Here is an 18737-nt window from a genome sequence, read left to right on the forward strand (position 1 = left end):
TCGTCCGGCCACACATAGGCGCGTGGGGCGCCACTCGGTTCGGGCAGCGCGGAAGGGGGACATCACCGGGAGGCCTGCCCACCCCCGAGGGCAGGCTTCCTGGTTTTGTCGCGTCCTCGACCGCTGCGCCGCTCGCGCGAGCGCGCTGAGCAAAGAGCGACGCTCGCTGCTGGATCAGCCGCGGCCGGCGCCGATGGGTGGCGGGCCGAAGGGCTCGTCGCCGAGCGTGGCGAGCCGGAGGACGGCGTCGATGAGGGCGTCCAGGCGCGAGACGGCGTCGTCGCCCGGTACGCCGTCGGTGAAGTCGCGGGAGGTGAGGTAGGCCGACGTCGGCGTGACGAGGGCGCCGAAGAAGGTGAGGATGTCGCGCAGGTGGCGGTCGGCGCCGAGGAAGTGGTGGTCGGAGGCGCCCATGGTCGCGAGCGCGGTGGGGGTGTCGCGCAGGGCGGGGACCGGGATGTGGTCGATGAGGTTCTTCAACGAACCGGTCAGCGAGCCACGGTAGATCGGCGTCGCGAGGAGGACGGCGGAGGCGGTGCTCACCGTCTCGATCACGCGGGCGGTGTCGCCGGTGGGCGGCGCCCCGTCGGCGTAGGGGATCTCGAGTTCGGCGAGGTCGAAGGTGGTGACGACAAGGCCGGCGTGGCGCTCCGCGGCGCGGTCGGTCGCGGTGGAGATCGCGCGGTGCAGGCGGCCCGGAGGCGTGACGCTGCCGAGGAGCACGGTCAAGGTCGATGGCGTGGTGGGCATACGTGCTAATGTCTATCAAGCTTATGGGGAATGTGGACCAGCTCGAGCGGGTCGCACCGCGGTTCGTCCGGTCGGACGACCTGCGGAATGCTATGGGGCATTTCGCGACGGGTGTCTCGATCGTCACCGCCGCAGACGTGAGCGGACGGCCGTTCGGGACGACGGCGAACGCGATCTCCTCGGTCTCGCTGGATCCACCGCTGGTCCTCGCCTGCCTGCGTCGGGAGTCCGAGACGCTGGAAGCGCTGCGCCAGACCGGGAAGTTCACCATCAACCTGCTCGGCGCGGACCAGCGCGAGCTCTCGGACCGCTTTGCGAAGAAGGCGCGGCCGGAGACGTGGGACGGCGTCGGGCACCGCCTGCCGGACGGCGTGCCCGTGCTCGACGCGTCGCTGGCGACGGTCGAGTGCGTCACCCACGAGCTGGCCGAGGGCGGCGACCACGTCATCGTCATCGGCCGCGTCGTCGCGGTGTCGCATCCCGACGAGCACGAGGAGCCGCTGCTGTTCTACCGCGGTCGATACGCCACGCTCGGTGAGGATGCGGCGACGGTGGAGCCGTCCGAGGTCGCGGCGGAGTCCGTCGAGATCGCCCTGCCGTCGGCGCTGGGCGCCTTCCGCATGGTCGCGCTGGACGACGGCGGGACGGTCGAGGCGAGCGTCGCCGTCGTGATCGGCGCGGCGCATCGCAGCGTCAACGCGTTGTTGTACGTCCACCGCGGCTGCCTGCTCGGCGACGCCCTCGGCAGCCAGGTCTGCAAGGGCCGGGAGCGGCTGCACGCCGCGGTACGCGACATCGAAGGCTCCGGCCGCCCGGGCGTGATCGTCTACCACCGCGACAGCGCCCTGGGCTTTGGCAAGTGCTGCATGGGCGGGACCGAGCCGCCGCCGACCGAGTCCGAGCGCGCCGCGGTACGCGAGGCCGTCGCGCGGCTGGGGCTGCGCGATCCCGAGCTGTTGGAGGCGGTGGCATGAGGCGCTGTACCGCGGGGCGCCGTCCCCGCGCGCTCCGGCGGCGCGGGCCGGCGTCCCTCAAGGACGGACGAACGACGAGCAACGCAATCACCACCACTTCCTTAGGAGACCCATCCGCATGTCCATCACCACGACCACCGCTGCGCCGGCGAAGACCGGCGCGCTCTACGACTCGCTCCTGGCCACCGCCGATCGCCTCGCCATCCAATTGCGCGCCACCGCCGCCGAGCGCGACCGCGCCAACGAGACTCCCCGCAGCGAGATCGAGCTGTTGCGCGAGAACGACCTGCTCCAGGTCCAGGAGCCGATCGCCTACGGCGGCTCGGACCTCAACTACGCCGAGGCCGCCCAACTCGTGCGCCGGATCGCCCGCGGCGACACCTCGATCGCCCACCTGCTCGGTTACCACTACGCCCAGACCCGGGTCGCGCGGCTCTTCGGCACCCCGGAGCAGGCCGACGCCCAGTCGCGCCGCAACGGCGAGCAGCGGCTCTTCTGGGGCGGGATCCAGAACCCGCGCGGCGGCAGCGCGATCACGTTGAGCGAGGCGCCCGACGGCTCGTTCCGGCTGAACGGCCGGCGGACGTTCGCGTCCGGCGCGTCGCTGGGCGACGTGCTCTCGGTCACCGCCGACTACGACGGTGAGCTGGCGTTCGTGTCCCTACCGGGCTCCCGCGAGGGCTTCACGGCGCTCAGGGACTGGGACAACATCGGCCAGCGCCTCACCGACTCCGGCGGCGTCGAGCTGCTCGACGTGCGCGTCGAGCGCGACGAGATCCTCGGCGCGGACCCGATCAAGGGCCGCACGCTGACGCCGTACCAGACGCTCGTCACGCCGCACTGGCAGCTGGCGTTCGTGAACTTCTACATCGGCACCGCCGAGGGTGCGATCGCCGAGGCGCTGGAGTGGACCCGCGCGAACGCCGCCCCGTGGGAGACCTCGGGCGTCGAGCGTGCCACCGACGACCCCTACATCCTGGAGACGGTCGGGGAGATCACGGCGAGCGTCCGCGCCGCCGCGCTGCTGGCCGACCGCGCTGGCGACGCGCTGCAGAGCGCGCTGGACGTCGGGCCCGCCCTCACGGAGGACGAGCGCGCCGAAGCCGCCGTCGCCGTCTACGAGGCGAAGGTCGTCACGACGAAGACCGCCCTCGACGCGACGAGCCGCCTGTTCGAGATCCAGGGCTCCCGCGCCACCACCGCCGCCTACGGCTTCGACCGCCACTGGCGCAACGTCCGCACCCACACCGTCCACGACCCCGTCGCCTACAAGGCGCGCGAGGTCGGCGACTGGGCGCTCAACCATCGCGCGCCCGAGTTCTCGCTCTATCGATAAGCCCCGACAGAAGGCCTACACCTTGCCCGTCGTCCTCCACTGGTTCCTGCCCACCAACGGCGATTCGCGCGCCGACCTGTCGCTCGGCAACGCCGTCGGCGTGTCCGGCTCGCGCGTCACCGACACGGGCGGAGTGGAGCGGGCCCCGGACATCGGCTACATCGGGCAGATCGCCCGGTCGGCCGAGCAGCTCGGGTTCCGCGCCGCGCTGACCCCCACCAGTAGCTGGTGCGAGGACGGATGGGTGCTCACCGCCGGGCTGACGCAGGTCACGGAGCGCTTCCAGTTCCTGGTGGCCTTCCGCCCGGGCTTGCAGTCCCCGACGTTGAGCGCGCAGCAGGCGGCCACCTACCAGCGGATCTCCGGTGGTCGCCTGCTGCTGAACGTCGTCACCGGCGGCGACGACGCCGAGCAGCAGCGCTTCGGCGACCACGCCGGCAAGAGTGAGCGCTACGCCCGCGCCGGCGAGTTCTTGGACATCGTGCGCCGCCTCTGGACCGGCGAGACCGTCGACTACGAAGGCAAGTACTACGACATCCGCGGCGCCAAGCTGGTGTCCCCGCCCCAATGGCCGGACATCTACCTGGGCGGCTCGTCCCCGGAGGCGATCGACGTGGCCGCGCGCTACGCCGACGTCTACCTGACGTGGGGCGAGCCGCCTGCCCAGGTCGCCGAGAAGCTTGCTCGGGTGCGGGAGGCGGCAGCACGCGAAGGTCGCGAGCTGCGCTTCGGCATCCGCTTGCACGCGATCACGCGCGACACGTCGGAGGAGGCGTGGGCGGAGGCCCATCGGCTGCTCGCCGGGCTCGATCCGGAGGACATCGCGCGGGCCCAGGAGGTCCAGCGCGCATCTCAATCTGAAGGACAACGGCGCATGACCGCGCTGCACGACGGGCGCACCGACGCGCTCGAGATCGCACCCAACCTGTGGGCGGGCGTCGGCCTGGTCCGCGGGGGCGCTGGGACGGCGCTGGTCGGGAGCCACCAGCAGGTCGCCGACCGCATCGAGGAGTACCACGACCTCGGCATCGACGAGTTCATCTTGTCGGGCTATCCGCACCTGGAGGAGGCCTATCGCGTCGGCGAGGGCGTCATCCCGGAGCTGCGCCGCCGAGGACTGATCGACGACGAAGCAAGGACCCCAACACATGTCTGATGAAGCGCTGAAGTTCGCCTACTGGGTGCCCAACGTCAGCGGCGGCCTGGTGACCTCCACGATCGAGCAGCGCACCGACTGGAGCTATGAGTACAACAAGGAGCTGGCGCTGATCGCCGAGCGCGCGGGCTTCGAGTACGCGCTCTCGCAGGTCCGCTACACGGCGTCCTACGGCGCGGAGTTCCAGCACGAGTCGACGTCGTTCAGCCTCGCGCTGCTGTTGGCGACCACCAAGTTGAAGCTGATCGCCGCCGTGCACCCGGGCTTCTGGCAGCCGGGCGTGCTGGCCAAGTGGCTGGCGACCGCCGATCACCTCAGCAACGGCCGTGTTGCGGTCAACGTGGTCAGCGGCTGGTTCAAGGACGAGTTCCGCCAGCTCGGCGAGCCGTGGCTGGAGCACGACGAGCGCTACCGGCGTTCTGCCGAGTTCATCCAGGTGTTGAAGGAGATCTGGACGGCCGACGAGAGCGTCGGCGCGCAGTTCGCCGGCGACTTCTACCGGATCCGCGACTTCGTGCTGAAGCCCAAGCCGCTGGAGTGGGAGGGGAGGCCCCACCCGGAGATCTTCCAGGGCGGGAACTCCTCCGCCGCGCGCGAGAACGGCGGCCGCTACAGCGACTGGTACTTCTCCAACGGCAAGGACTTCGACGGCGTCCGCGAGCAGCTCGCCGACCTGCGCCGGATCGCCGCCGACAGCGGTCGCGCCGACGGCGGCCCGAAGTTCGGGCTCAACGGCTTCATCATCGTCCGCGACACCGAGGCCGAGGCGCGCGAGCAGCTGCGCGAGATCATCGCCAACGCGCACGTCGAGGCGGTCCACGGGTTCCGTGACGCCGTCCAGCAGGCGGGCGCGTCGACGAGCGACAAGAAGGGCATGTGGAGCGACAGCAGCTTCGAGGATCTCGTCCAGTACAACGACGGCTTTCGCACGCAGCTGATCGGCACGCCCGAGCAGGTCGCCGAGCGGATCGTCGCCTACCGCGAGCTCGGCGTCGACCTGATCCTCGGCGGCTTCCTGCACTACCACGAGGAGGTCGAGCGCTTCGGCCGCGACGTGCTGCCGATCGTGCGCGAGCTGGAGCGCGAAAAGCTCGGGGTCGCCGCCTGACTGGACCGGCCGGGCGCGCCGGTGCGATGCTGCCCGGCGTGTCCGCCCCGCCCGTCCTGACGTCTCACGAGGAGGCCGTCGCCGCCGCGCACGCCGTGGCGGAGGCCATCGCGCCCGGCGTGATCGAACGCGACCGCGCGGGCGCGGCGACGGTTCCGCACGCGGCGCTCGCGGCGCTCGACGGCTCCGGGCTGCTGAGCATCACGGTGCCGCGCGACGACGGTGGCCCTGGCCTCGGCCCGCGCACGCTGGCGGAGGTCACGCGGATCGTCGCCGCGGTCGATCCGGCGATCGCGCAGGTCCCGCAGGCGCACTTCCTGTTCGTGGACGTGCTCGCGGTATGGGGGACGGACGCGCAGCGCGAGCGGATCTTTGGTGACGTGTTGAACGGCGCACGCTTGGGCAACGCGCTCGCCGAGCGCGGCGGTACCCACGCGCAGGACCTCAAGACGCGCGTCGACGCCGACGGCGTTCTTAATGGCATCAAGTACTACTGCACCGGTGCGCTGACCTCGCGCTGGATCGCGGTCAGCGCGCTGGACGCGAGCGATCGCCTCGTCGCCGCGTTCGTCGCGCGCGACGCGCCCGGCGTCAGCGTCGACACCGACTGGGACGTCATCGGCCAGCGCGCGACGATCAGCGGCACCGCGCGGTTCGAGGACGTCGCCGTCGATCCGGAGCTGTTGGTGGACTACGCGCGCGCCTTCGAGGTCCCGCAGCAGCTCGGCGCGCGCGCCCAGCTCACGCACGCGGCGATCGAGGCCGGGATCGCCGGCGGCGCGCTGCGCGACGCGACGAGCTACCTGCGCGAGAAGGCGCGGCCGTCGATGGAGGCCGCCAAGGCGGTCGGCGCGACGGCGGCGGCCGACGACCCGCACGTCCTACACCGCTACGGCCGTGCGGCGACGCGCGTGCAGGCGGCCGAGGCGCTGCTGGAGCAGGCGGCGCTCACGCTCGAAGAGGTCGGGCTGGTGCCGCAGGACGCCGCGGCAGCCGCGCGCGGCTCGCTGGCCGTGGCCGCTGCCAAGGCGTTCGCGTCCGAGGTCGCGGTGGAGGTCTCCAGCGAGCTGTTCCAGCTGGCCGGGACGTCGTCCACCGCCGCGAAGTACGACCTCGACCGCCACTGGCGTAACGCGCGCACCCACTCGGTCCACGATCCGCTGGACTGGAAGTACCACCACATCGCGGCGCACGCGCTGGCCGACGTGCCGCCGCCCAACCACGGGCAGTTGTAGGTCTAGATCCGCAGGCCGTACTCGGCGCAGACCGTGACGAGGTCCGGCAGGTCCGTCGCCAGCGCGACGGGGTCGCCGGCCGCGACGAGGCGGCCGCGCGCCTCGAAGACCGCGTAGCACGGACGGTCGTCGAGGTTTGACCCGAACGTGATCGCGGAGGCGCCGCGCTCGTAGAGCGTGCGGGCGATCCGCTGCGTGACGACGCGCGTGCGCGAGCGGATCTCTGAGAGGTCGAGGTGGCGCAGGCCGTGCTCGGCGAGCATCGCGGCGTGCTCGCGCTCCAGGTCGGCGCGAACCGCCGGCTCGTCGATGTCGACCAGGCCGCCGCCGGTGCCGTCGGCGCCGCCATCAAGCACGAGCGTCGCGGGGGCGAGCACGCGCTCGCGTAGGAACGCGTCGGTCACAAGGCCGGCGGCGGCCTCCAGCCGCTGGTCGGGACCGAACAGCGCGCGGATCTCCGCGAGCGTCTCGGTGTCCGGCCGCAGGTCGGCGAGGACCTCGCGCAGGCAGGTGACCGCGTCGCGGGCGGCGTAGAGCGTGCGGAACGCGCGCCGCGGATCGTCCCAACGGTTCTGCCAGCCGCAGAGCTGCAGCGGGATGAAGTCCAGTGGCGCGTCGCGGTGGCCGAGTCGCCAGACCGCGGGCGCGGGGACGCTCAGGCCGGGCCCCCGGCGAACGCGCGAGCGGCGGGGGCGACGAAGCGCGCGGCCTCGGGGTCTTCGGCCTTGCGCAGGACGGCAGCCGGCGCGTGGTCGTCCAGCCGCGTGTTCGTGCCGACCCACCAGGCTTTCGCGGTGGTCGCGTCGTAGGCCTCGACGAGCATCCTGGTGGCCTTGTAGGCCTCGCGCAGGCGGAGGTTGGCGGCGGCGCGCGGCTGCACGCGACCGAGCGCCCAACGGCCGACCATCTTGGGGTCGTTGACGCCCGCGATGTAGGCGGTGAGCTTCTGCCCGAGCGCGGCCTGGAGGTAGGCCGACACCTTCATGATGTCGAGCGCGACCGCTTCGTGGGTGATGAGCTCAGGGTCGAGAAGCGTCATAGTTGCCCGGTTAGTCTACCAGGAAAGCCACCGGATGGCGCGTTAGCGCTCAACGATGACGTTGGTGGCCTTGATTACCGCGGTCGCGGTCATGCCGGGGCGCAGGTCGAGGTCATCCACCGCCTCGCGCGACATCAGCGACACGATCCGGAACGGCCCGCAGGCGAGGTCGACCTGGGCCATGACGCCGTCGCGCTGCACGGCGACCACGACGCCGGTCATCCGGTTACGGGCCGAGGTGTGCTCATGGGTCGAGCGCTCGCGCAGCAGGCGCGCGAGGTCGTCGGCGCGCAGGTACCGCTGGCCGCCATGGCGCTCGAACGCGAGGCGGCCGTCGCGCTCCCAGCGGCGCAGCGTGTCGACGCTCAGGCCGAGCGCCGCGGCCGCGGCGCCGATGCGGACCATGTTGTCCATGGGCCCACGCTATCCCGCGGTGGGTGAGAAGCGAAGCACGTACGGGAAGTCGCCGAACGAGACGTTCACGACGTAGCGGCCGTGCACAGTGATGGTCTTGGTTCCGGTAGGACGGGCGGCCCGGAAGAGACGCGCTGCGACGCGTCCGGAGGGCGTCTCGAGATCGGCGACGAACGCGGTCTGGCCGGCGAAGTCGAGGGCCGGGTCCTCGGGCGCGTATTGCTCGAAGCGCACGGTGTAACGGCCGTCGAGCGTGATCGGGCCGTGGGTCTGCGGCGAGGCGCTGGCGCGCAGGACGATCTCGCCGGCCTGCCTAGGCGCCTTGGCGAGCGTGGGGTCGCCCTTCAGCGCGGCGTCGCCGCGCGGCGCGCCGCTTGACGCAGCGTCGTCTCCGCAGCCCGCGGCGACGAGGGCAGCAGGGAGGAGCAGGGTGACGAGGAGCTTCCGGCGCATCGGCGGGATAGGATGCCGCACGTGAGCGTTCCTAGGCAATGCATAGGTTCCGGAGTCACCCGCGGCGCGCTGCTGCGCGGTGGCGCGGCGGCAGCGCTGGGCGCGGCGATCGCGCCGGGCGCGGCCCGTGCGGCGCTGCCTGCCCCGCAGCCACAGGGCGACGACGTGGGCTCCCTCCAGTTCGCGCTGCTGGCCGAGCAGGTTTCGGCGGCGTACTACACCGCTGCGGGCGACAAGACGACGGCCAAGCGCAAGGCGCAGCACGTCGCGAAGCTGATCGCCGGGCTCGGCGCCGACGCGCCCGCAGCCGACGACTTCGCGGTCCGGTTGCCGGCGAAGGTGACGCCGGCGCTGGGCGTGCGGATCGAGACGCTGCTCGTCCGGTCCTACACGACCGCTCTGGCCTCGACGACCGACGGCTCCACGCGCCTGCTGCTCGCTCGGCTGCTGGCGGTCGACAGCCAGCTGCTCACGGTCGCCCGCGCGGCGGCCAAGCTCCCGCCGGTGACCGGCCTGCCGGTCCCGATCGACCTCGAGCAGGCCGGCGAAGAGCTCGACGCCCTGTTGTCCGTCCCCAACTACCCGACCACCTAATGCGCATCAAGCTCGCCCTCGCGGCCTCCGTTGCCGTCCTGGCTTGGCCCGCCGCCGCGCAGGCCGCCCCGACCGTCTACGCCGCCGCCTCGTTGAACAACGCCTTCCCCGCGCTGGATGGCGCGCCGAAGTACAACTTCGCCGGCTCCAACACGTTGCAGACCCAGATCGAGCGTGGCGCGCCCGCCGACGTGTTCGCGTCCGCCAGCCCGACCGAGGCCGAGGCCCTCTTCAACAAGGGGCTCTGCACCCGCCCGGTGACGTTCGCGACCAACATCCTGGTGTTGGTCGTGCCGAAGGACAACCCGGCCGGCGTCAAGTCGGTGTACTCGCTGCGCGGCAGCGGCAAGCGTCTGGCGGTCGGCACCGCGGGCGTCCCGATCGGCAACTACACCAGGTTGCTCCTGCGCCGCCTGCACCTGACGTCGATCTTGTCCACCAACACGGTCAGCCAGGAGAAGGACGTGACCTCGGTGCTGACGAAGGTCGCGCTCGGCTCCGCCGACGCCGGGTTCGTCTACCACACCGACGCGCTCTCGACCCGTGGGCGCACGCGCGAGATCCGGGTGCCGAAGTGGGCGCAGCCCGCGGTCCGCTACCAGATCTGCGCGGTCAAGCGGCCGGGCGCGAACACCGCTGAGGCCGAGGCCTACATCAAGAAGGTCGTCGGCGGGGCGGGGCGGACGATCCTCAAGCGCTACGGCTTCGGCCTGCCGCCGCGGGGCTAGCGGGCGTCGCTCGTGCGCGGCCGCGCCTTCGACATCGTCACGGTCGCGGCCGCCGCGCTGGCGCTCGCGTTCCTGACGCTGCCGCTGATCGCGCTCTTCACGCAGGTCCCACTCACCGATGTCCCGGATCTGCTCGGCGACCCGGTCGTCAAGGACGCGATCACGGTGACGTTGAAAACCAACCTGATCGCCGACGCGCTGATCCTCCTGCTCGGCACGCCCACCGCGTTCCTGCTCGCCCGCCGGTCGTTCCGCGGCAAGGCCCTCGTCGTCACCCTCGTCGAGCTCCCGCTGGTGCTGCCGCCGGCGGTGGCGGGGATCGCGCTGCTGGCCGCCTTCGGCCGCGGCGGGCTCTTCGGCGACGGGTTGGCGGATGCCGGGATCGTCCTGCCGTTCACCGAGTGGGCGGTCGTGCTGGCGGTCGCGTTCGTCGCCGCGCCGTTCTACGTGCGCCAGGCGATCGCGGCGTTCGGCGCGGTCGACCCGCAGCTGCCGGCCGCCGCCCGGACGCTCGGCGCGTCGCCGTGGCGGACGTTCCGCCGCATCGACCTGCCGCTGGCCGCGTCCGGCCTGGCCGCCGGCGCGGTGCTCGCGTTCGCGCGCGGGGTGGGGGAGTTCGGCGCGACGATCGTCTTCGCTGGCAGCGTGCGCGGCGAGACCCAGACGCTGACGCTCGGGATCTACGATCAGCTCGAGTCGAACTTCGACGCGGCGATCGCGATCGGCATCCTGCTGGTGGCGCTGAGCGGCGCGGTGCTCCTGGGCGTCAAGATCCTGGCCTCATGGCGCAGCTCGACCTCGACATCGGCGTTGCCCTTCGGGCCTACGCGCTCCGCGTCGGCCTAGCGGTCGGCACGGCCGAAACGGTCGCGCTCGTCGGGCCGTCGGGTGCGGGCAAGTCCACCGTGTTGCGCGCGGTGGCGGGGCTGCTGCATCCGGACGACGGGCGGATCGCGCTCGGGGATGACGTCTGGTTCGACGCGGCGCGGGGCGTGCGGCTGGCGCCGGAGCGACGCAGCGTCGGCCTCGTCTTCCAGGACCACGCGCTGTTCCCGCACCTGACCGTCCTGCAGAACGTCGCGTTCGGCGGTACCGAGCCGGCGGCGCGCGAGCTCCTGGAGCGCTTCGGGATCGCGCCGCTGGCGAACGAGAAGCCGGGACGGCTGAGCGGCGGCGAGCGCCAGCGGGTCGCGCTGGCCCGCGCGCTGGCGCGGGACCCCGGCGTGCTGCTGCTCGACGAGCCGCTCTCGGCGCTGGACGCCCACACGCGCGCGGTCGTGCGCGCCGAGCTGGCGGGGCTGCTGCGCACGCTGGCGATCCCGGCGCTGCTCGTGACCCACGACCACCGTGACGCGATCGCGCTGGCCGACCGGATCGGCGTGATCGTCGACGGCGAGCTGCGCCAGGTCGGCACGCCGGGCGAGCTGCTGCGCGCGCCTGCGGACCCGTTCGTGGCGACGTTCACGGGCGCCAACGTGGTCGGGGGGCTGGCGGTGCAGCCGTGGGACGTGCGGGTGGCGACCGAGGCGCCGGACGATGACGCGCTCGTGGTGGTCGAAGGCCTGGTGGAAGCGATCGAGGACGAGGGCCCGCGGGCGCGGGTCCGCGTCGGCGGCGTGGTCGCCGAGGTCCCGGCGCCGGAGGCCGCGCGCCTGGCGGTCGGCGCGCGGGCGTGGGCGACGTTCGCGCGCTCGGACGCCCATCAGATGTAGCCGGGAAGGAACCGCCGCGGACGGGGTCTTGCCTGCCATGACCCGCCTCTTGCACTCCCTCGCCGTGCTCGCCGCCGCGGGCGCCCTCCTGGCCGGATGCGGCGACGACAACAACAGCGACGATTCCGCCGCGCCCGCGGCCTCCGACACCACCGCCACGGAGGCGTCGACGGGGTCGTCGGCGTCCAGCGGCACCGCGTCGGACCTGAGGCTTGCCGCCAGCGAGGACGGTGGGCTCAGCTTCGACAAGAAGACGCTGTCGGCCAAGGCCGGCACGGTGACCATCACCATGGACAACCCGTCCGGCGACCAGATGCCGCACGCGATCGCGATCGACGGCAACGGCGTCGACAAGGACGGCGAGGTCGTCCAGCCGGGCGGCAAGTCCACCGTGTCGGTCGACCTCAAGCCGGGCAAGTACACGTTCTACTGCCCGGTCGGCCAGCACCGTCAGAACGGCATGGAAGGAACGCTCACCGTCCAGTGACCGCCTCGACGCGGGGCGCGCTCGCGGTTACCGTCGGCGTCGTGGACGCCGGCTCCGACCCTTCCGCTGCCGCCCGGCCCCTGGACCCGCAGCGCCTCGGTGATCACGTCGATCGCCTGTACCGCGCTGCCCTGGCGCTGTGCGGCGGGCACCGGCACGACGCCGAGGACCTGGTCCAGGAGACCTACGCGCGCGTGCTCGCCCGCCCGCGGTTCCTGCGTCACGACGAGGACCTCGCCTACCTGCTGCGCGTCTTGCGCAACACGTTCTACAACCGCGTCCGCAGCGACCGGCGCCGCCCCGCGCCGGTGGAGTTAGACGCCGAGCGCGACGCCATGCCGCGCGCGACCGACCCGCGCCATCCCGAGGCCGCGCTGGAGGTCGCCGAGCTGCTGACCGCGATCGCCGCGCTGCCCGACGATCAGCGCGACGCGATCGTCGCGATCGACGTCGCCGGGCTGAGCTACCGCGAGGCCGCCCGCGCGCTGCAGACCAAGGAGGCGACGATCACCACCCGCCTGCACCGTGGTCGCGCCCGCCTCGCCGACACCCTTTCCGCCACCCGCGTCCCCACGAAGAGCCGATGACCGACCGTCCCGAGCACGAGGCCTTCGCCGAGCAGATCCGCGCGTTGACCGGCGCCATCGAGGCGCCGCCGTCGCTGCGCGAGGGCATCGAGGAGCAGCGGCGAGGCACGCGGTCACGGGTGCCGCGCGGGCGGCGCTGGATCGCGCTTCCGATCGGCGGCCTGGTCGCCGCGGCGGCGGTCGCCGTCGCGCTGCTGGTCGGCGGCGGCGCGGCGGGACCGACGGTCGACGAGGCCGCGGCGCTCGCCCTCCAGCAGCCGAACCTGCCCGCGCCCAAGATCGACACCACCAACATCCACCTCGTCAAGGTCAAGATCGACGACCTGCAGTTCCCCAACTACGGCTACGAGTGGTCGCGCTGGAAGGCGATCGGCCACCGCATCGGCACGGTCGCCGGCCGCGACGCGAAGACCGTCACCTACCGCGGCCCACTCGGCGACGTCGGCTACGCGATCGTCGCGGGCGACCCGCTGCCTGAGCCCAAGGACGCGCGCTACGTGACCGCCGGCGGCCAGCGCTTCGCGGTCGTGCGCCACGGCGACGCCGTCGTCGTGACCTGGCGGCGCGGCGGCCACACCTGCGTCCTGGCGGGACGCGGGCCGGGCATGGAGGAGCGGCTGGTCTCGTTCGCGGCGTGGGCGTGACGCGAACGAGGAGCGGTGCTGCTTAAGCGACGACCTTCTCGATCGCCGACAGCACGCGCTGGGCCTGGAACGGCTTGGCGATGAAGTCCTTCGCGCCGGCCTTGACGGCCTCCAGCACCTTGGACTCCTGCGCGAGCGCGGAGCACATGACGACCTTGGCGCCCGGGTCGATCGCGATGAGCTCCTTCAGCGCGGTCAGGCCGTCCTTCTCGGGCATGGTGATGTCGAGCGTCATCACGTCGGGACGAAGCTCCTGGTACCGCTGGAGCGCCTCGTTGCCGTTCGCCGCTTCGCCGATGACCTCGTGCCCTCCACCCTGGAGGACGTCGATCACCATGCGACGCATGAAGGCGGCGTCGTCCACTACGAGAATGCGGGCCATATCCCCCCGGATGGTCGGCCGGGAAGTTCAGACCTGAAACTTCGCTGTCAGGCGATGACGTCGATCAGCGACTGCTGGGTGTCCTCGTCGGCGTGGACCGCGACGACGTTGGCGTTGATCGCGACCGTCGCGGAGGCGAGGTTGGCCACCTGCTCGGCCAGATCGGTCGGCGCGGCGGCGAAGTTCGCGGTCTGCGCGGCCGTGCGGTCGAGCAGCATGGCGGCGGACTGCATGCCGGTCAGGGAAGCGATCGTGGACACCGCAGGTGGGTCGGCGCTGATCACGGCTCGGCTTGAGCGACCGACGCCAACGCTCGACGAACGTCGTCGTCGCTCGTCTGCTCGAAGTCCGCGTACCAGGCGCCGACCGCGCCGAAGGTCTTCGGGACCAGCGGGCAGATGAGCGCGTCAGCCGCCTCGGCCACCAGCGCGCACGCCTCGTCGCTGCCGACCGGCGCGGCCGCGATGACCCGCGCGGCCTGGAGCTCGCGCAGCGCCATGACCGCGGCGCGCATCGTCGCCCCGGTCGCCAGGCCGTCGTCGACGACGACCGCGGTGCGACCGCGGACGGACGGCGGCGGTCGCGCGGCGCCGCGGTAGATGCGCTCGCGCCGTGCCAGCTCCCGCGCCTCGGCCTCCACCACCGCGGCGATCGCGCGCTCGTCCAGCGCGGCAGTCGCGAGCACGTCCGGGTTCAGCACGCGCACGCCGCCGGAGGCGATCGCGCCGAACGCCAACTCCGGGTGCTCGGGCACGCCGAGCTTGCGGACGAGCAGCAGGTCGAGCGGGAGCTGGAGCGCGCTGGCGACCGCGGCGGCGACCGGCACGCCGCCGCGTGGGAGGCCGAGGACGATGGACGGCAGTTGCGGCGTCTGCGCGGGCGCGCCGAGGGCGTCGGCGACCGGGCGCGCCAGGCGTCGCCCCGCCTCGGCCCGGTCGGCGTAGCCGTCCATGGAAGGCTGATGCCCGGCGCCGAGACCGGTGAACCGCGAGGCGCTACGTTCGGAGGCGATGATCAACGTCGCACCCGAAGTCGCTGAAGCGCTGCAAGCCGGAGAGGCCGTCGTGGCCTTGGAGTCCACGATCGTCAGCCACGGGCTGCCGCGCCCGCAGAACGCGGAGATCGCGCGGCAGATCGAGGCGGCGGTGCGCGAGGGTGGCGCGGTCCCGGCGACGATCGCGCTGGTCGACGGCGTGGTGCGGGTCGGGCTCGACGACGCGGCGCTGGAGGCGATCGCCACGCGCGACGACGTCGTCAAGTGCTCCTCGCGCGATCTGCCGATCGCGGCGGCGCGCGGCGCGACGGGCGCGACGACGGTCGCCGCCACCGCGCACCTGGCCGCGCAGGCCGGGATCGGGCTGTTCGCCACCGGCGGCCTGGGCGGCGTGCACCGCGAGGCGGCCGACACGTGGGACGAGTCCGCCGACCTGGTGGCCTTGGCTCGCACGCGGATCTGCGTGGTCTGCGCGGGCGTGAAGTCGATCCTCGACATCCCCGCGACGCTGGAGCGCCTGGAGACGCTCGGGATCGGCGTGGCCGGCTACCGCACCGAGCAGTTCCCCGCCTTCTACCTGACCGACTCCGGGCACTCGCTGCCGTGGCGGCTGGACTCGCCGCAGGAGATCGCGGACGTGCTGGCGCAGCGCGAGGCGCTCGGGCTGGAGGGCAGCGCGCTGGTGATCGCCAACCCGCTGCCGGAGGACCGACAGCTCGACCCGGCGCTGCACGAGCGCGTGCTCAGCGAGTCGCTTGCCGCCGCGGCGGCCGAGGGCGTGCGCGGGCGTGACGTGACGCCGTTCCTGTTGGGGCGCTTCCACGAGGGCACGGCTGGCGAGTCGCTGCGGGCCAACGTCGAGTTGGTGTTGTCCAATGCGCGGCTGGCCGGAGAGATCGCGGCAGCCGAAGCATCCGCGCGCGGATGACGATCGTCGCCGTCGGCGACCTGATGGTCGACGTCGTCGCGGCCGCGGCGGAGCCGCTGGCGCACGCGTCTGACACCGAAGCGCGCGTGCGCTGGACGGGCGGAGGCGCGGCGGCGAACGTGGCGGCGTGGCTGGCTGATCAAGGCGTGGACATTGCCTTGGTCGCACGGGCGGGCGATGACCTGGCGGGCCGCGGCGCGGTCGAGGAGCTGCGGGCGGCGGGCGTGGAGACGCACGTCGTCTTGGACCCGGAGCACACGACCGGCACGTGCGTGGTGGTCGTCGGCGCCGACGGCGAGCGGACGATGCTGCCCGACCGGGGCGCGAACCTGGCGTTATCGCCGGGAGACCTGCCGTCCGAGCTGTTCGTGCAAGGCAATCACCTGCACTTGAGCGGCTACGTGCTGCTGCACGACGGTCCGCGCGCGGCGGGACTCGCGGCGCTGGAGCGGGCGCGCGCGGCGGGCATGACGATCTCGGTCGACCCCGCCTCGGCGGCGCCGCTTCAGGCGTGCGGGCCGGAGCAGGTGCTGGAGTGGATCGGTCGCGTCGACGCGCTGCTGCCCAACGCCGACGAGGCGCGCGTCCTGACCGGCGAGGACGACCCGGAGGCCGCCGGCCGTGCGTTGGCGCGGCACGTCGGGGAGGTCGTCGTCACGCTCGGCGCGGGCGGCGCGCTGTGGACCGACGGCCACGATGTCGTCTTCGCCGACGCGCCGGGCGATGTGCGGGTCGTCGACGCCACCGGCGCCGGCGACGCCTTCGCCGCGGGCTGGCTCGCTTCGTGGCGCGCAGGGGCGACGCCCGCCGTCGCGCTCACCGCCGGATGCGCGCTGGGCGCCCGCGCGGTAGCGCGGGCCGGGGCTCGTCCCTGACGCCGAGCGGGGCACCGTCCGTTGTCGGACAGGACGCGTCCAGAGCTGTCGAACGCCATACAGCGGTAGGTCGGCTCCGCCGACTGCACGGAGCGATGAGCAGAACCTGGGTCCTCTGCGCGCTGGCCGCCGTCGGCACCGCGCTTCCGGTGGCCGGCGGCCACGCCGCCTCGGCCGAAGGGTCGAAGGCGCCTGCGCCGTCCGCGACCACGTCGGACAAGGGCAAGTCGGACAAGGACGACAAGAAGGACGAAGGCGGGAAGCAGGGCAAGGACCCCGCTCCGCCGGCTCCCGCTCCGCCCACGGCCGCCGTGCCCGCGCCCGCCCCGGCTCCTGCGCCCGACGACCACCCCGGCACGAAGAAGGACAAGAACAAGGGGAAGGGCAAGGACGACGGCAAGAGCGGCGCGAGCACCACCGCGCCCGCGCCGACGGCCGCCCCGGTGCCGCCGCCTGCGCCTGCGCCCGCGCCCGCGGCCCCCGGCGCTTCTGCCACGCCGACCGTCGCGCTCGACACCGCCACGCTGACCCCGACGCTCGGCCAGAGCGTCGGCGTCGTCGCGGCGAAGGGCACCGTCAAGGTCCGCACCGCCGACGGCCGCGACGTCGTCGCGCTCAGCGCCGCCTCGGCGATCCCCACCGGTGCCCGGATCGACGCCCGGGCGGGCACCGTCGAGCTCACCACCGCGGTCGCTCCCGGCGCCCCGGTCCAGACCGCGACCTTCAGCGGCGCGGTCTTCGCGGTCAAGCAGGACGCCGCGACCGGCCTGACGCGGATCGCGCTCAAGGGCGGCGACTTCTCCCGCTGTCGCAGCACCCGGCGCGTCGGCGTGCACGCCGCGGCCGCCAAGCGCCGCAAGCCGGTGCGCAGCCTCTGGGGCAAGGACGACAACGGGCGCTTCGAGACCCGCGGCAAGGGCGCGGTCGGCACGGTGCGCGGCACGCGCTGGCTGACCCAGGACTTCTGCGACGGCACGCTCACGCGGGTCGTCGAGGGGACGGTCGCCGTCCGCGACCTCCGCACGCACCGGACGATCGTCGTGCGCGCGGGCCACTCGTACTTCGCGCGCTACTAGTCGACGACCCTACCCGGCTCGGGGCCGTCGGGGATCTCCTCCATGACCCCCAACAACTCGGCGACGCGGCAGACGAGCAGGCGCTCCTCGTCGACCTCGACCCACGCGCCCGCCGACGCCGGGAAGACCACGTGGTCGCCCGGCTGGATCGGCATCCGGAAGCCGACGTGCTCCCACCAGTCCTGGCCCTGACCGACGGCGAGCACGATCCCGTGCTGGGGCGGTGGCTCGTTGGAGCCGGCGGGCACGAGCAGCCCGGACCGGCGGAACCGCTCCGGCTCGAGCTCCTTGATCACGACGCGGTCGAAGAGCGGGCGCAGGAAGTGCTTCATCCCCGCGCAGCGTATGGGACCCGCGGTGCGGCAAGATCCGCTCCGGATGCGCACCGCCGTGGGGAACCTGGCCTTCGCGATCGCCGGCCCGGGGCTGGAGGCGGTCGTGGGCCCGTACCTGCTGGTGCTCGTCGCCGGCAGCGATGGCCTCGACTGGCCCGTGTGCCTGCGGGTGATCGGCGCGCTGCTGATCGCGGGCGGCGTCGCGGTGCTGGTCGACGTCTTCGCCCGATTCGTCCGTGAGGGCCGCGGGACGCCATCACCCGCAGCGCCGGCCAGCGCGCTGATGCGCGGCGGGTCCTTCGGCCTGGTGCGCCACCCGATGTACGTCGCGACCGCGACGATCATCATGGGGGAGGCGCTGGCCTTCGCGCAGCCGATCCTGTTCCTCGCGGCCGCGGCGTACGTCGCGGCGATGGCCACGTTGAGCGCGCGCGTGGAGGAGCCTCGGCTCGCCCGCCGGTTCGGCGCCGCGTACGACGCCTACCGGCAGGACGTGCCGGGCTGGGTCCCTAGGCGGCTTCCGGGACCTCCACGAAGCCCACGACATCCTTGAGGCGGCCGTCGGGCGTGACCGACGCGTAGTCATGGCCGATCAAGGCCACCGTGTCGGTTCCCGCCGGGCGCAGGTGCCAGCTGAATCGCACGTGCGTGTTGTGGTGGTCGGGCGCGCCCGCCAGGATCAGCTCGACGCCCGGGTGCTCGTCCTGGGCGGCGCCGATCATCGCGTCGATGCCGTCAGCGCCCGTGCCCGTACGGGCCGGGTCGACGTAGGTGGCGTCGTCGGCGAAGACCTCGGCGACCAGCGCGCGGCGGCGCTCCGGCACGCGCTCGTTCCAGGCGGCGAGGTAGGCGTCGACGGTGTTGGTGATGTTCTCGGTGGCGATCATGGACCCCATCTTGCGCGCCGCACCGCGCGGGGTCGATGACCTC

The 18737-nt window shown here is 73.0% G+C and carries 26 protein-coding genes; 16 read left to right on the top strand and 10 right to left on the bottom strand.

What is annotated here, in order from left to right:
• Positions 1–174 precede the first annotated feature (174 nt).
• Positions 175–750, bottom strand: a complete 576-nt coding sequence (locus ACT01A_RS01100; RefSeq protein WP_445150393.1) for an NADPH-dependent FMN reductase — start codon at positions 748–750, stop codon at positions 175–177.
• Positions 751–842: 92 nt separating this feature from the next.
• On the opposite strand from ACT01A_RS01100, the gene ACT01A_RS01105 reads away from it, so the two are divergent.
• The 5 genes from ACT01A_RS01105 (at position 843) to ACT01A_RS01125 (ending at position 6559) form a co-directional block, all read left to right on the top strand.
• Positions 843–1724 (top strand): flavin reductase, encoded by an 882-nt coding sequence (locus tag ACT01A_RS01105; RefSeq protein ID WP_445150394.1) that lies wholly within the window; start codon positions 843–845, stop codon positions 1722–1724.
• Between the two features lie 118 nt (positions 1725–1842).
• Positions 1843–3060: an acyl-CoA dehydrogenase family protein gene (locus tag ACT01A_RS01110; protein WP_445150395.1), complete on the top strand. Its 1218-nt coding sequence runs from the start codon at positions 1843–1845 to the stop codon at positions 3058–3060.
• A 22-nt stretch (positions 3061–3082) separates the two neighbouring features.
• Positions 3083–4216, top strand: coding sequence for an LLM class flavin-dependent oxidoreductase (locus ACT01A_RS01115; protein ID WP_445150396.1), 1134 nt, complete (start codon positions 3083–3085; stop codon positions 4214–4216).
• Entirely contained in the window at positions 4209–5324 is a 1116-nt protein-coding gene (sfnG, locus tag ACT01A_RS01120) for a dimethylsulfone monooxygenase SfnG (RefSeq protein WP_445150397.1), read from the top strand. Before ACT01A_RS01115 ends, sfnG begins: the two co-directional genes overlap by 8 nt.
• A 26-nt stretch (positions 5325–5350) precedes the next feature.
• A complete protein-coding gene (locus tag ACT01A_RS01125; RefSeq protein WP_445150398.1) occupies positions 5351–6559 on the top strand; it encodes an acyl-CoA dehydrogenase family protein in 1209 nt (402 codons plus the stop codon).
• Between the two features lie 2 nt (positions 6560–6561).
• Here the strand turns inward: ACT01A_RS01125 and ACT01A_RS01130 are convergent, their stop codons facing one another.
• Genes ACT01A_RS01130 through ACT01A_RS01145 form a run of 4 tightly spaced genes read right to left on the bottom strand, consistent with a single transcriptional unit; the run spans position 6562 to position 8465 of the window.
• Entirely contained in the window at positions 6562–7218 is a 657-nt protein-coding gene (locus ACT01A_RS01130; protein WP_445152783.1) for an RES domain-containing protein, read from the bottom strand.
• Positions 7215–7598, bottom strand: a complete 384-nt coding sequence (locus ACT01A_RS01135; RefSeq protein ID WP_445150399.1) for an XRE family transcriptional regulator — start codon at positions 7596–7598, stop codon at positions 7215–7217. Before ACT01A_RS01135 ends, ACT01A_RS01130 begins: the two co-directional genes overlap by 4 nt.
• Before the next feature lie 42 nt (positions 7599–7640).
• Complete coding sequence (locus ACT01A_RS01140) at positions 7641–8012, bottom strand: TOBE domain-containing protein (protein ID WP_445150400.1); 372 nt, start codon at positions 8010–8012, stop codon at positions 7641–7643.
• 9 nt (positions 8013–8021) lie between these two features.
• Positions 8022–8465 (bottom strand): hypothetical protein, encoded by a 444-nt coding sequence (locus tag ACT01A_RS01145; protein WP_445150401.1) that lies wholly within the window; start codon positions 8463–8465, stop codon positions 8022–8024.
• Between the two features lie 21 nt (positions 8466–8486).
• Here ACT01A_RS01145 and ACT01A_RS01150 point away from each other — a divergent pair, with 21 nt between their 5' ends.
• From ACT01A_RS01150 to ACT01A_RS01180, 7 genes are read left to right on the top strand one after another with little or no spacing between them, the layout of a single operon-like run.
• On the top strand, positions 8487–9059 hold the full coding sequence (locus ACT01A_RS01150; RefSeq protein ID WP_445150402.1) for a hypothetical protein: 573 nt from the start codon (positions 8487–8489) through the stop codon (positions 9057–9059).
• Positions 9059–9787: a molybdate ABC transporter substrate-binding protein gene (modA, locus tag ACT01A_RS01155; protein WP_445150403.1), complete on the top strand. Its 729-nt coding sequence runs from the start codon at positions 9059–9061 to the stop codon at positions 9785–9787. Before ACT01A_RS01150 ends, modA begins: the two co-directional genes overlap by 1 nt.
• Positions 9788–9799: 12 nt before the next feature.
• Entirely contained in the window at positions 9800–10633 is an 834-nt protein-coding gene (locus ACT01A_RS01160) for an ABC transporter permease (protein ID WP_445150404.1), read from the top strand.
• Positions 10570–11499, top strand: a complete 930-nt coding sequence (locus ACT01A_RS01165; RefSeq protein ID WP_445150405.1) for an ABC transporter ATP-binding protein — start codon at positions 10570–10572, stop codon at positions 11497–11499. The genes ACT01A_RS01160 and ACT01A_RS01165 overlap by 64 nt, the downstream gene beginning before the upstream one ends.
• A gap of 37 nt (positions 11500–11536) precedes the next feature.
• Positions 11537–11986 carry a plastocyanin/azurin family copper-binding protein gene (locus ACT01A_RS01170; protein ID WP_445150406.1) on the top strand — a complete coding sequence of 150 codons (450 nt, stop codon included), beginning with the start codon at positions 11537–11539 and terminating at the stop codon, positions 11984–11986.
• The gene (locus tag ACT01A_RS01175) at positions 11983–12573 is read left to right on the top strand and encodes an RNA polymerase sigma factor (protein ID WP_445150407.1); all 591 of its coding nucleotides are present in this window, start codon (positions 11983–11985) and stop codon (positions 12571–12573) included. The genes ACT01A_RS01170 and ACT01A_RS01175 overlap by 4 nt, the downstream gene beginning before the upstream one ends.
• Positions 12570–13217 (top strand): hypothetical protein, encoded by a 648-nt coding sequence (locus ACT01A_RS01180; RefSeq protein WP_445150408.1) that lies wholly within the window; start codon positions 12570–12572, stop codon positions 13215–13217. The genes ACT01A_RS01175 and ACT01A_RS01180 overlap by 4 nt, the downstream gene beginning before the upstream one ends.
• Positions 13218–13239: 22 nt before the next feature.
• Here the strand turns inward: ACT01A_RS01180 and ACT01A_RS01185 are convergent, their stop codons facing one another.
• From ACT01A_RS01185 to ACT01A_RS01195, 3 genes are read right to left on the bottom strand one after another with little or no spacing between them, the layout of a single operon-like run.
• The gene (locus tag ACT01A_RS01185; protein ID WP_445150409.1) at positions 13240–13599 is read right to left on the bottom strand and encodes a response regulator; all 360 of its coding nucleotides are present in this window, start codon (positions 13597–13599) and stop codon (positions 13240–13242) included.
• Positions 13600–13646: 47 nt separating this feature from the next.
• Positions 13647–13859 (bottom strand): hypothetical protein, encoded by a 213-nt coding sequence (locus tag ACT01A_RS01190; RefSeq protein WP_445150410.1) that lies wholly within the window; start codon positions 13857–13859, stop codon positions 13647–13649.
• 20 nt (positions 13860–13879) lie between these two features.
• Complete coding sequence (locus tag ACT01A_RS01195; RefSeq protein WP_445150411.1) at positions 13880–14551, bottom strand: phosphoribosyltransferase; 672 nt, start codon at positions 14549–14551, stop codon at positions 13880–13882.
• A 58-nt stretch (positions 14552–14609) separates the two neighbouring features.
• Here ACT01A_RS01195 and ACT01A_RS01200 point away from each other — a divergent pair, with 58 nt between their 5' ends.
• The 3 genes from ACT01A_RS01200 to ACT01A_RS01210 all read left to right on the top strand — a co-directional run bounded on the left by ACT01A_RS01200 (position 14610) and on the right by ACT01A_RS01210 (position 17472).
• Entirely contained in the window at positions 14610–15521 is a 912-nt protein-coding gene (locus ACT01A_RS01200; protein WP_445150412.1) for a pseudouridine-5'-phosphate glycosidase, read from the top strand.
• Complete coding sequence (locus ACT01A_RS01205) at positions 15518–16396, top strand: carbohydrate kinase family protein (RefSeq protein WP_445150413.1); 879 nt, start codon at positions 15518–15520, stop codon at positions 16394–16396. The genes ACT01A_RS01200 and ACT01A_RS01205 overlap by 4 nt, the downstream gene beginning before the upstream one ends.
• A gap of 95 nt (positions 16397–16491) precedes the next feature.
• Positions 16492–17472: a hypothetical protein gene (locus ACT01A_RS01210; protein WP_445150414.1), complete on the top strand. Its 981-nt coding sequence runs from the start codon at positions 16492–16494 to the stop codon at positions 17470–17472.
• On the opposite strand, the gene ACT01A_RS01215 is transcribed toward ACT01A_RS01210, so the two are convergent.
• On the bottom strand, positions 17469–17804 hold the full coding sequence (locus tag ACT01A_RS01215; RefSeq protein WP_445150415.1) for a co-chaperone GroES: 336 nt from the start codon (positions 17802–17804) through the stop codon (positions 17469–17471). The two genes, ACT01A_RS01210 and ACT01A_RS01215, sit on opposite strands and share 4 nt — an antisense overlap.
• Before the next feature lie 46 nt (positions 17805–17850).
• Here ACT01A_RS01215 and ACT01A_RS01220 point away from each other — a divergent pair, with 46 nt between their 5' ends.
• Entirely contained in the window at positions 17851–18360 is a 510-nt protein-coding gene (locus ACT01A_RS01220; RefSeq protein WP_445150416.1) for a methyltransferase family protein, read from the top strand.
• Here the strand turns inward: ACT01A_RS01220 and ACT01A_RS01225 are convergent.
• The gene (locus ACT01A_RS01225) at positions 18317–18694 is read right to left on the bottom strand and encodes a nuclear transport factor 2 family protein (RefSeq protein WP_445150417.1); all 378 of its coding nucleotides are present in this window, start codon (positions 18692–18694) and stop codon (positions 18317–18319) included. The two genes, ACT01A_RS01220 and ACT01A_RS01225, sit on opposite strands and share 44 nt — an antisense overlap.
• Between the last annotated feature and the right edge of the window lie 43 nt (positions 18695–18737).

Source organism: Baekduia sp. Peel2402 (assembly GCF_052567285.1).